General features: G+C 35.6%; 3 protein-coding genes. All 3 read right to left on the bottom strand.

Annotation, left to right across the window (positions count from 1 at the left end; translation table 11 throughout):
- On the bottom strand, positions 1-11,601 hold an 11,601-nt coding region (locus tag B6258_RS08660), incomplete at its 3' end, for a two-partner secretion domain-containing protein (protein WP_099074923.1).
- An 81-nt stretch (positions 11,602-11,682) separates the two neighbouring features.
- Positions 11,683-13,395, bottom strand: a complete 1,713-nt coding sequence (locus tag B6258_RS08665) for a ShlB/FhaC/HecB family hemolysin secretion/activation protein (protein WP_099074924.1) — start codon at positions 13,393-13,395, stop codon at positions 11,683-11,685.
- Between the two features lie 163 nt (positions 13,396-13,558).
- Positions 13,559-14,170, bottom strand: coding sequence for a hypothetical protein (locus B6258_RS08670; RefSeq protein ID WP_099074925.1), 612 nt, complete (start codon positions 14,168-14,170; stop codon positions 13,559-13,561).
- Positions 14,171-14,195 lie beyond the last annotated feature (25 nt).

Consider the following 14,195-nt stretch of genomic DNA (forward strand, 5'->3'; position numbering starts at 1 on the left):
TTGCGCGATATCTTGCTGTTGATTGTCAGTATCACGCACTGTCCATGTACCTTGTGATATCGCAGATTGAGTGGTGTTTTCCACGCTGTCACTATGGTTGCCGGCCATGGCTAACGCATGCCCCATATTCGCCAGCAGATTGCCTTCAACGCCACCTGAAGTACTTACTCCCCCAGATTGATGTTCAACTTTATATTCTGCGTAGTTATGAATATCACTAAAGCCTAATGTGCCTGTATCAAGCTGATTATTTTTAGCTTCTGAGGTACTGCTGATCACTGCGCCATCAAGCTGGGTATGTTTACCCACGCTAATATCAAACCCTTGATTGCCTGCAAATAAGCCCGTTTGTTCTTCCACTGAGCGGTATTTGCTGTCCATTTTATCGCGACTAAACGAGATATTTGCCGAGCCTCCCGGTGTGCCCATTACATTGACACTACCACCCGCACTTTCACTCGATTGCTTCGATGTGTAATCATCAATCGCTTGCTGGCTTTCAAGATGTAAATCACCGCCCACCTTAGCAATAACTTTATCGCCTTGCGCTTGAGCGCCTTTTAAGGTCGTATCTTGACCACTTTGTAATGTGAGCGTTTGCCCTGCATTTAATGTGCTATTGGTGTAATAGGTGTGGTCGCCCTCTTCAAATCCTTTCGCTCGGCTACCATTGGCATTAATATTGACCCCAACACCACCAGAACCTACTGTTACGCCAACACCGACAGACGCACTTTTACTGCTGTTTTTACTGTCTATTGTCTCTTGGTTTTGTGCTGATTGTAATGTGATATCTCGCGTAGCACTTAAGGTAAGATCGCCACCAGCCTGTAGCTCACTGCCTGTAATAGTGATATCGCCTTGTGCTTTTCCTGTTGCCGTAATAGAGAGGTTTTCACCTGCACTTAAGCTACTGCCTTGGGCGATGTCTTGTTGCTGTATACGTTCAGACTCAGAGGAGCTTTTACCATAAGCAACATTAGCGCCAATTAATGTTGTACTTTCATTATCAGTACCAGATTGGGCATTATCTAATGCAATTGCACCTGCTGCCTGAGCACCCGAAAGTCCTGCTTTGATACTCTGCAAGGTACTAATTTGGCTATCATCCGTTTCTTTGGCTGCTTTGTATCCCGCAATAGCACCATTAATTGCACTTCCTGCGGTACCACTTAGTGCAACCGTCACGCCACTTTGTTTACTTTTAGTTCGACTTAATTCCGTATAGCTATTTTCAGAAGAGGAAATATCAACAGAATCCCCTGTAAGAGATATCTCTTTTTTGGCTATCATTTCACTGCCATCGATGGTGAGATTATCCCCTGAGCTAATGTGAACATTGCCATCAGTACTACCAATCACGCTGCCTTTTTGAGTCACGGCATTACTATTATTGAGTTGCTCAAATGCAGATTTACCCACAGTAAAGCCGATACCCCCTGTACCACCAATGCCTGATTTTTTAATTTTTTCTTCATAAGATTGGAAAGCAAGCTCTTCTGCTGTGGTTAGCGATAATTGATTACCCGCATCAAGATTGATATCTTGTGTAGCAATAATTTCACTACCCTGTGCAATTAAATCATGGCCAGCAGAAATAGAGATTTCATTTCCTTTTAGCTGAGTACCTGTTGCTTGTTTATTATGAATTTCAGCATGTGTAGTGCGAGTTTCCGAAGAGCCAAACGATTTATCTTTCGTCACACTATGTGCAATTTGGTCAATAGAGGAATAACCACTTTGTAATGAGATATCATTACCTGCATTTAATCCTAGTAAGCCTGTAGCTTGAATATCCGTTGCCGTCAGACGAATATCTTCGCCCGATGTTATTGAGATATCCCCCGCATAAAGATGAGATTCAATCTCTTCTTCAGTGGTTTTATGTAGATAGTTATTGCTGTCCCAATCAATATTTTCTTGACGACGTGTATTAATAGTACCTAATTCAATATTTTTACCTGCGGTTAACGCCAATTGACTGTTATCGCCACTCGCTAAAATATCTGTTGCTGTTAACGCTAAATTGCGCGTTGCTTTTAATGTAATTTCACCATCTGGCTCTGTTAAATAAATAGCAGCACCACGATTTAACCATTGGTCGGTACTATTACCCGATACGGTTGCTGTACTAATAATGTCATTACCTGCTTGCAGATTAATACGGTTTTGTCCTACAATTTGTCCGCCTTCATTTTTAATATCTTGCAACGCAAGTAAATCTACTGTTTGCCCTTTAATTAACCCTTGGTTAATTAAATTATCGGTTGATGCTTGTAATTCTGTTTTACTTAAAATGGTGCCTTTATTTTTTAATTCAGGAATATTATTTAAAATAACTTCGCTACCTGAAAGTAATGCACCACTGTTTTGTAAATCACCAGGTAGAACTCGCGCATAAACTTGAGGCACTAATATTTTTTCAGCGGAGCCATTAGGTAATGTGATCTCTCTACTGGTTAATAACACCATATCCGTTGTGATCATCGCCATCTGTTCAGCCGTTAATGTCACACCCGGTTTAATGCCAAACTCTTCACTAAAGCGGATACCCGCATCCATTAAAGCGTGATATTGCTGTTCGCTATCATTATGCCCATCAAGATATTGATTACCCGTTAGCTGAATAATTTGATCACGGACTAGGCGTTGTTCATAGAAACCATCACCAATACGCTTATGCGTATTATTATGATCAATAGATAATACATTCTGCATATAATCTGAGCTTAACCACTCTCTTTTATTGGTAAAGCGAGGGTCTGTTTCAACAATATATTGGCTATCTGTTCCTTTATTTAAAGTAAATAAGCGGTTTTCAGGGAGCGTTAATATAGGTGCCACTGTCTGAATTTTAACTTCTATGGTTTTCTCTGCAGTTGGCTTTTCTAACTGAGGAACGGTAATTACTTTACCAATAGGAAACTCAGGTTGTTTTTCTAACCGTTTTATTTCTGGCAATACGCTATTAGGCTGCGTAATTACAGTTTGCTCAGAATTAAATGTTGAAACCGTGTCACCACTTTCTAATACGATTTCTGTCGGTTGATTACCATTAATCGCATCATCGAGTTTTGTCGTGGCTATTTTATCAAAGAGAGCAAGATCACTTTGGTCTGTTAATAATCCCTCTTTATATTTTGTTAGTGATAGTCCATCACCCAAATCATAATCTATTTTTTCAGGCGTAAGAGCGGTTAGCTCCGCAGTATCAACATCGACTTGATTATGATGAGCAATTAATCGACCGAATCTTCGAGTAGTGAATACTTTTATTTCACTCTGCTCACTTAATTCTGGGCGCTTATCTGAGGTTAAATCGATATTTTCTTTATATTCAAGTAATCCTAATGATAAGGATTTAACCACTTCAAACGGTCCATAATGACTACTTTTAGATGAGCTCTCTTTCTTTTTACCACGAAGCCCTCTACGTTTACCCGGCTCGTTATGCTTAATTGCCGTTCCTTCATGATACTCGACTCTTTTACCTTCAGTTTCCTGATTATTTATATGTATGCCATCAATAATCAGTTTGCCACCTGCAATAATATGACTGTCAATATTATTTAAATTATCGCCTTTTAAAATGATGTCTTTACCCGCCAATATTAATGCCGGATCACGATGTAATAATTTTGACTCTTCTGTAATAATATTATATTTAAATTCATAGAAATTTTTATATTGGTGGCCATCAATATTTAATATATGCTCACGAGTCTTAGTTTTGTACCAAATTCGCTCATCATTAGAATCAAATTTATCACCACTATAATCAACACCAAATTGATACATTGGTACTTCAGACACTTTTTCGGGATCGCTGATTTTCAAATAGAGATCGCGGTTATTAATTTCTGAAACATGAGCAAATAAATTTCCACTCGCTTCAATTGATGCACTTTCATTATTTAATACATCAGCAGCAACACTTTCTGGCAGATTTTCTGTTTCAAAACCCGCAATTGCCATGTCGCCACCACTGTAAATAAGAGCGTGATTACGGTTATTTATTGTATTACTAAATAGTTGTAGGTTTTCACGAGAAGCTAATACCGGAGCAATATCTTCAAGCTGTGCATAATTATCAAATTGGTGGCTTTTTAGCTGAATATTATCACCATAAATGCGCCCACCAGCTTGATTATAAATAGCATCAGCCGTTAATGTAAGTGTGCCACCAAAAGCATCAATCAATCCTGTATTTTGTAGTTTTTCTGAAATAGTTAATATCAGCTGCTTTGCACTAATTTCGCCATTACGTTTTTCATTATCATCGATACTTCTTTTGCTACGAGCCGTAACCAAATAATCACTTTCTACTGGTGCTACTGACTCACTGTTATTTAAGTTTGTCGCTTGAAGTGAAAGCCTCTCACCCGCATAAATAAATCCAGCGTTATGAATTTCATCCTCTGAAGAGAGTATTAAAGAATTCTGCGCTTTAATTGTGGCATCTTGTTCTAACTTGAAGGCGGTTTTTAATTGAATTTCACTGTTACCAGCCGAAATAATTTCGCCATTACCACTCAGCTTTTCAGCCCATAAACGAAGCTGTTGTGTCGCGGCTAATAGCCCCTTTTTATTATCAACAGCTAATTTATTTTCACTTTTACCTTCAATGGCTAACATTGCAGCAGATATCAAACCATGCTGATTATTCAGGTTTTCAGCCGGAATTAATTTAAGTTGTTCACTGGCTTGAATAACGCCTTGGTGATTAAGCAAATCGTTCACTGTAATATGAATATTATTTGCTCTTAATCCTAGATTTTCATCGTCTGTTTGCTGATTATCAAGTTGTTGAGCCATTACAGTGAGTTGTTCTTGAGATTGGATCTGTCCTAACTGGTTATTTAATTCCTGACTGAGCGTGATTTCAGTATTGTTACCCGCAAGAATAACACCTTGTTGATTATCAATACCCTTACCGTTGATCAGTAAGTTATTTGCTGATAAGAGTGTTCCTTGCTGATTATCTAACTCACTTTGATTTAACTGAATATCCAGTTTGTCAGTTGCCTGAATATGTCCTTTTTGGTTATTAAGCCCTGCGACGTTAAGTTGGGTTTCAGTCGTCCCAATAATTTTGCCATTTAAATTGATCAGATCATTTTGTCTGGTATTTAACTTAAGCTGGCTATCTGATTGCAATAATCCATCGGTATTAACCAATTCTTGAGAATGGATATTTAACTCTTTTTGGGCGTATATGGTACCTTGATTATTCTGCAACTCACCGCTATTAATGGTTAGTGCATTAAGTGCAGTTATTTTCCCTTGCTGGTTATCAATATCGCCACTGTTTAATGAAATTGCACCAGAAGATACCAGCGTCCCTTCACGATTAATAAGTGGCGTATTAGAGTGACTAATCGTTAATAAATCGCCAGAAGAGATTTTTCCTTGATAGTTATTTAACTGCTCTGTTTGTAGTTCTGCTTTTTGGCCTACAGTTATCAGCCCTCGCTGATTATTTAATTTTTCAGGGCTAATTAGTTTCAGTATACCCGCGACAGAAATTAATCCATTTTGGTTGTCTAGCTGTTTAACCGTTGCGTTCAGATTATGTTGAGTAATAATGCCCGCTGTCGCTTTGTTATCCGTATTAATTAACTTACCATTTGCATTAATGGTAAGTGCTTTAACAGCGTAAATTAGCCCTTTCGCATTATTTATATTATTGGCATTAATGGTTAATTGATGGCTATTACTAGCGATGCTGCCTTGTCTATTATCAAGATCGCCAGCATTAATCGTTGCTTGCTGATTAGTGGTTATTTTTCCTGTTTGATTAACAAGTTGCCCACTATAAATAGTCAGGTTAGCTAATGCACTTATTAGCCCATTTTGGTTATTAATATTCTGTTTCTGCGTGTTAATAACAACATTTTGACTCGCACTAATCACACCTTTTTTATTATCAATTTCGGCTGATTTTAAATTTAACCCGCCCTGTTTGCTGCCTAATTGTGCTTGGTGATTAATCAGTTTTTCGCTAGAAATATTTAAGTCGTCGTCAGAAATAACGCGCCCTTGAGTATTATTAAGTTCACCACTTTTTAGGTCTAATTTTCCTTGGCTAATAATGCCACCAGATAACGTTTGGCTATTGTTTAATTCATAACCTTGTGTATCTAAAGTGAAATTACTGGCTGAGTAGAGTGTACCTTGTTGGTTATCTAACGTTTGAGTCATTAACTTAAAGCCATTTGCCTGACTTATGACTTCGCCACCACGGTTGCTCATCCCTAAATTATTAAGCAATAAAGATTTAGCAGAAAAGATATAGCCTAATTGATTATTTAAGTTACCTGTCACTAGGTTTAATACCCCATGACTAATAATTCCTGCTTGAGACAATGTGTTGCTATTATCTAATTGATTATTTTTCGTTGTGATATCTAATTGCGTTTTTGCCGTAATAAGACCATTTTGGTTATTAATAGCACCACTTTCGATTGATACGCGCTCTTCTATGCTACCAATCTTACCTTTCTTATTATTAATCTCTTCAACAAACAGTGACTGTTTAGCCGTTGACGTAATTTTACCGCCATGGTTATTAATATTACCGGCGTTAATTTCTAATTCGCCTTTACTTATAATACCGCCATTTGTTGCTGTATCACTATTATCAATGCGCTGTTTATCAGTGTTAATATTTAATGCTGTATTCGCCGTGATCAACCCTGCATGATTTAACAGTTCATGACTGGCGATAATTAACTTACCTGTTTGGCTTGCTAATACTCCTTGTGTATTATCTAGTCGCTGTCTGTTGGTATTAATATTTAATTCTGTTTTAGCTGTAATCAATCCTGATTGATTGAGCAGTTGAGCGCTTTCTATTACCAGTTTTCCAGCTTGGCTTGCTAATGTACCTTGGTTATTATTAATGTCACCTAACGTCAGCTTATTTTCTTGTTTCGCAATAATGCGACCTTGCTGATTATCCAATGACTTGGCTGTTATTTCGATATCGTTATGACTGATCACACCAAGATCATCTGACGTATTGTTATTACTAAATTGATCAGATAGTTCTATTTGCAGTTTTTCTGATGAATAAATCAATCCTTCATCATTATCAAGCTCACGGCCTTCTAATACTAAGTTTTGCTTAAGGCTTGCTAATTTACCTTGTTGATTATTTAACTGATTGAAGGTGATTTTGCTACCATTCTCAGCCGTTAAATTACCTTTATTATTGTTAATATTACCCGCATTAAGCGTTAAATTAGCTTTGGTTAAAATGCCACCATTATTTTTACTGTTGCTGTTATCAATAACATTTCCGTAGGTATTAATTGCCATCTCTTTTAGAGAAAAAATTAATCCAGATATATTTTTTATTGAGGCAGAATCAATAGAAATAGTGCCATTATCAGCGGAAATAATTCCGTTATTATTGGCGATTTGTTGCTGATGCATATTAATTATTGCGTTGTATTTAGCAACTAACTGACCATTTTGGTTGTTTAGTTCTCCACTATCAATGGTGATATTATTTTGGCTAACAATTCCACCACTTTTCAAAGTTTGCGAGTTATCGATAGCATATTTATTTGAATCTAATTTCAGATCACTTTGAGCAGAAATAACACCATTACGATTGTCAATTTGATGGGTATTTAAAGTCAGTGATGATTTCTCACTTCCTAAACGACCTTGATAGTTAATTAGATCGCCATAAGATAAAATATTCTCACTATTACGAGCAATTATTTTACCTAATGTGTTATCTAATTTACCTTTGGTTTCAATGGATAATGCATCATGGCTAGTGATTTTTCCTTTCGTATTATTTAACTCACTCCCCGTCGTAAGCGTCATTAATTTATTAGAGACAAGTGATCCTTGCGTATTATTCAGCGCTTTTTTTGCCTCAATTTCTAACGTCTCATGACCACTTATTTCTCCTTGGATATTATTTAATTCGCCATGAGTTAAAATATTAACAGAAGCATTACTGAACAACTTTCCTTTGGTGTTATCTAATTCACCTGTTGTAATATTGAGTGCATTTTTACTAAAAATTTGACTATTAACTTTAGTACTTTGGTTACTTAAACGCTCACCTTGTGTATTCATGGTGATGTTATTGGCACTTATTGAACCATTATCATTAATCAATTGTTTACTGGTAATTGATAAATCACTGTTTAGGCTACCTAATATGCCTTGTTGATTGATTAAATTGCCACTATTGACGGTTAACTGCTCAGCGGAAACAATACGACCTTGTGTACTATCAATATCACCACTATTAATAGTTAATGATCCCTTTGTTTCGATGCCTTTATTACCATCAACTGTTTGACGATTAATCAGGTTATCACGCAAAGTTAATTGTAATTGTTGAGGAGAAAACAGGTGCCCTTGGCTATTATCTAGCGATATTCCTTTTAGTGTTAAACTCGCTAATTCGCTAAGAATTTGTCCAGATTGATTAGTTACGATGTTAGTTTGTAAATCAACTTGCTGCTTAGCGAGAATTTGCCCTTGTTGATTATCAAGATCACCACTGTGAATATTTAATCCACCTTGGCTAACTATTCCGCCACTTTTTTGTGTTTCACTGTTCGTTATTTTTTGCTGGTGGCTATCAATAATGAGATCTTTATCGGTAATAATCAGCCCTGCATGATTATTTATCGCACCTGTTTTTAACGTTGCATGATCTGATAATGTTAATCGACCAAATTGGTTGATAAAACCGGCTTTAGCTGTATTTAGTTGTAATTGGCTAGCACTAATATCACCTTGGCTATTATCTAATAATCCGGTATTCAGTAGTAGATTTTGTGTTGCTTGGATACCTTGCTTTTTTTGTGTATCACAATTAACTAACTGCTGGTTATTTGAGTTAATTGTGATATTAAATGCCTGTATTAACCCTGATGTATTATTCCATCCTTGCGTATTAGCCGTAAAATCACCTTGTGTAACGATTTTACCCTGCTGGTTATTAACAATTTTACTCTGGTGATCAATACGGTTTTTAGCATTGATAATCCCTTGGCTATTGTTAATATCACCAACGTTTAGATGCAACTCCTCTTTACTAATAATACCGCCAGATTGATGCGTGTTTTGGTTATTTAATTCACCACCTTGAGTTATCAACCACAAGGATTTTTCTGATTGAATAACACCTTGGTTGTTATCAACGTTATTTGCAGTTAAACGCAATCTATCTTGTGAAATTATTGTACCTTGTTGGTTATCTGCATTTCCTGTTAAAGTGATATTTAACCCATTAGCACCAATTTCACCTTTAGCGTTATTTAATGTACTCGCTTTTATTTCGCTGTTATTTTTACTGACGATTTTTCCAGCCGTATTATCAAGCTTATTATTCAGGGTGAGATCTATGGTTTTATCAGCATGAATATTGCCTTGCTGGTTAGTTAATATATTGGCACTAAGTTTAAGAGTGTCAGCGGATATCAATGCACCTTTATCATTAGTAATAGTTCCTTTAGCCGTAATATCTAATCGATTTTGATTTAAGGTTCTTACCTCACCTTGCGTATTATCTATCTCTTGAGCATTGAGTGTTAATGCGCCTTGCGTCTGAATATTACCACGTCGGTTACTGAGTATTTTTTCTACGTTAATCGATGTAATTTCAGTACCTGTTTGCTTTAAATTCGCTTCATTATGATTAAGATTAACTGCGCTAATCTCTATTTTTTTCGCTTGAGTTGTGGCTTTGTCTAAATCTAAATTTTTCCCTTGCAGAGAAAGCTGCCCCGTTGTTAATAGCGAACCTTCTTTACCCAATAGGCTTTCAGTTTTTAGAGTAATAGCACCTTGTTGAGGTAGTGACATTGTGCCTTGTTGATTATTAAGCACTGTTGTTTTAATAATTAATTGGCGACCAAGGCTTTGAATATCACCTTGTTGATTACTCAGCTTTTGATGATTTAAAGAGAGGTTTCCTGCAGTATTAATTTCACCTTTTTGGTTATTTAATACAGCAGAATTGAGTTGTAATTCATGACGACCTAATTGACTTAATTTACCCTCGCTATTATCAATCAAGTTAGGCGCAATAAGTCGAAGCTTATCACCACTGATCTCGCCTTTACGATTTATAATGTCTGTTTTGGCATTAAGCATTACCGTATTAGCATTAACTTGTGCAAGCTCTGTTTTAATTTGCCCTACTGATGCACTAATTTGTAGATCTTTACTTTGTGTTTTGCTATTTGAAATATCGATATTTTTAGCAGTCAGGTTAATTTTATCACCACTTAGATGCTGACCAGCAGAAATAATATCATCCGTTACATTCAACGTTAACGAGGCAGAATTAACAGCATTACCACTATTATCAATGCCTGCGCCCAGTTGGCTCTTTTGTGTTGCTAAATATCCTTTAGCATCAATCTGAATATTTTCTTGTGCGAGTATTTTGCCTGATGCAGTTTGAGAAATGTTTTCTGCTGTTTTTAGTTGGATATTATTTTTAGCTTGTAATGTGCCGCTATTCACAAGATCACCGGTAGTGTTTAACGTTAAATTGTTATCTCCAGTGATCACACCTTGGTTATTTACACTTGCCGTATTAATTCTTAATTGTGCTTTAGACTGAATTAGCCCCGTATTTATTAACTGACCATTTTCATTTAGTGTTAAACCACCTGCTTCCGCACCAATCTCGCCTGCATTGCGTACACCAACACCATATTCAGTGCCAACAAGTTTAATTTTATTGGCATACATACCACCGACAAGTGCCACATCAATAGCATAATCATTTTGTTTAGTCGCCGAATTATCTTGGCTAACCACATCACCATCATTATCTAATGTATTTTTACCTGTCGTAATTTCTAATTTATTGGCTTGAATGCGTGAATTAACTTCTACGGCACGCGCTAAGATACGAGTGTAATCACTTTGACTATCATTTAGACCACTACCTGAAATGACAATCTTACCATTGTTAATTTCATAGCCAGAAATTGCACCTTCATGGGTTAATGTTTTACCTGCAACTAAAGTCGTATTTACAGCATTAATAAAGCCACATCCTTGGCAACTAATACCTGCTGGATTTGCAATAATAATTTCAGCGCGTTGTCCTGCTATCTCAATAAAACCATTTAATTGGCTCGGATTTTGGCTATTAATTTCATTTAAAATAACCTTAGCTTCACCATTAACAAGCCAAGGATTGCCTGTTACCATGCCCGCTAATTGAGTTTGAGTATCTTGTAGACTGTTATTAAGGATCGCACCTTTATTATCAACATCAAATTGCGTAAATTGGTTACGAGAAACGCCATGTTGATTCGGCTGCTGGATATTAACTTGAGCTAACCCATTACTTGTTTGTAATACCGTTGCTTGTTGATTTTTAGGCGCGTGTTGATCAGCAATAATTTGACTTGCTTGTGCTGAAAAACTCACTAATCCCTGCATCATCAATAATACAAATGCCACGCTATTAAATGATGCACTAATAGGTAATGAAAAAATATTATTCCGTTTATTATCTTCACTACTAGATTTCGTTAATTCAGAAACAACAACCATTAATTGTCGAGTACGATTATAAATAACGCGATAACATAATTTATTCATGAGTAAGTTCCTTGCCTAAAAGACAATATAAATTTCATTTAATTATTATTTTTTATTTAAAATTTGAGTTAATTCTGTATTTTAATAATTAAAGTTAATACTAAATCCCAAATTAACATGATCCGTTTTAAAACCATCGGGTTTAGATAATGGCGTACCAATAAATGAGTCATATTTTATTGTGGATGAAAATAACGAACCTTTTATACCCACAACACCACCAGCAAGATGTTTGCCTAATAATCGAGGATTATCCGTGTTTGTTTTTAACTCACCGTAATCTGCACCGAGATAAATAAACTGTTCCGATGCAGGATATCGCCAACTCAATGTATTTTGCAAAAACCAACCTTCATTTGCACTGAGTGTTCTTTCACCATCAAATCCACGAATAGTCCAACGATTACCAATTGCAAACTGATCAATGGGTGTTAATGCATCGTGTGTCATTTGTTTGCGATAACTTGCTTGATATTTAAACTGCTGCTGAGCAATAGATATTGGAATATCTAATTCAGCACGCCATGTTAAAATATTAGCTTTATCTGTTGCATAGTAATTATCAAGATACTTTTCTTCATAGGCAGCCATTGAACCAAACCAGCGTGTTCCTTTTTGGTAATTTATGCTAGCTTCCAAAGTTCCCAAACTGAAATATTGACGATGAGAGAGATTCATTAACCAATGACTAATTCGTCGGCGTTGTATTTCAATTTCAGTATTATCAATATAATTTCGTAAGACTTTAGCTTGAACACCATAACGTAATGTCGTTTTACTATTCTGATTACGAAAAAGAATGTATGACACACCTACATTAATGCTGTCACTTTCGCCTGAATAGAGAATATCTTTAATATGACCTGCTACTGTTTGAGAATAATCATATTTAGAGGCGTTAATATCAAATAACCAATAGCCAAAAGGAACTGAATAATGCGCCATAATATTTTGGTTATTCTTACTACCAACAAAATCTAAATCACGTTCTGTTGATAAATAGAACAAATCACTCATCGCTAAAGGATTATCTAGCGCTAACATTAAGCCACCTTGATAACGCCCCGTTGCGGGTGATCCTGCATCATTGATCCATAATGAAGTATGCCAAAAACGAGATTGTTTTCGTTTTATCACAATATCGCTTTCACCCGCATTTTCACCTGGTTTAATTTCCATTTCAGCACTAACAACGGGTAATCGTTGTAGGTTTTCTAACCCTTGTTCAATATCACGTAAATCGAGTAGCTGTTTTTTATGTGCAGGCATACTGGTATACAACAAGGCATATTTATCAGAATCATCAGTGAACTTAACATTGCGAATAATGCCGGGAACTATTGTTAAATATAATGTTCCGCGACTAATATCTTGTTCTGGTACAACAATGCGTGTTGTGATCCATCCATGTATTAATAGGCGATTTTGCATACGGGTGACAACAGTATTTATTCCGCTGATCCCCAAACATTGCCCTATAAATTCAGTTTTAAAAAGAGGTAAGTTAACCCAATGAGGAATAACCTCTGCATTGGTTATTTCAATATGTTCTATTTGAAAACAGAGCTTTTCTTCCGTTTCATTCTCTTTTTCTTCATATTGGCTAATATCAAAATATATATTAGGTGTTTCAGGTGTTAATTGTTGATAAAGAGCCTCTTGTTGACTTTGATTATGCTGTTGTTGCTGGTTAAAGATTTCAGTCGCTTTTTCAGAAACATCTGCTGAAGATATGGGAATATTAAATAGCGTAAAAAATACCCATAATTTTAAAAAGAGTATGATTTTTTTCATATTATGCAATAAATAGATTCTGTGCTTTTAATTGTATTAATTTAGGATACATCTAATCTTTAACATTATTGATATTATAATATATAAAGTAAATATCAATAATTGAATAACAAATAAAATACCGTGACTTTAACAATATAAAGATTAAAAAAATCAACCTATGTTAAAAAATTAGCCGTATATAATAACAAAAACCACTTAATAAATTTATTAATGTTAATCTCAATAAATTATAAAAATTAAAATAATTTATTATTGGAATATTTATTCCATTTAAAGTAAAGACTTTCCTATCAGGCGTCAAAACATCAATAAGATTATTATTTTGTCGAAAAAATTGTCCCCCGTACATACTTTCGAAGGTATTACCAAAATTTGATAAACTTACTGAAAAATTAAATTCAGGAGTGACGTAAACGGCCGTATTATTATTTGACGAGTGTGTTAACTTTAAACCATATTTATTAGGGTGATTAGGGATTTCAGTAACAAATTGTGCATTACATCTATCATCTTGCTGACTTAATGAAATAATTGCAAAATTTGTTGCCCATGCGCTACTACCACTTCCCGAATAAACAGGGGTTGCATTAAAAGAAGTCGTTCCCGACAAACTTCCTGATATTTGTTGCGACTGTGAGGGATTAATATTCATATCAATCTCTCCAGTTAAATTTAACGTCATTGATCCCTTTGATGTTGCCGCTATTGCATCAAATATAGGGGTAATTAACATCGAAACCAATGGTATCATCATCAATGTACGAATTTTCATCTTAGTGCATCCTATCAATTAAATA

It is taken from the genome of Proteus alimentorum, assembly GCF_002607735.1.
In the GTDB taxonomy this organism is placed as follows: domain Bacteria; phylum Pseudomonadota; class Gammaproteobacteria; order Enterobacterales; family Enterobacteriaceae; genus Proteus; species Proteus alimentorum.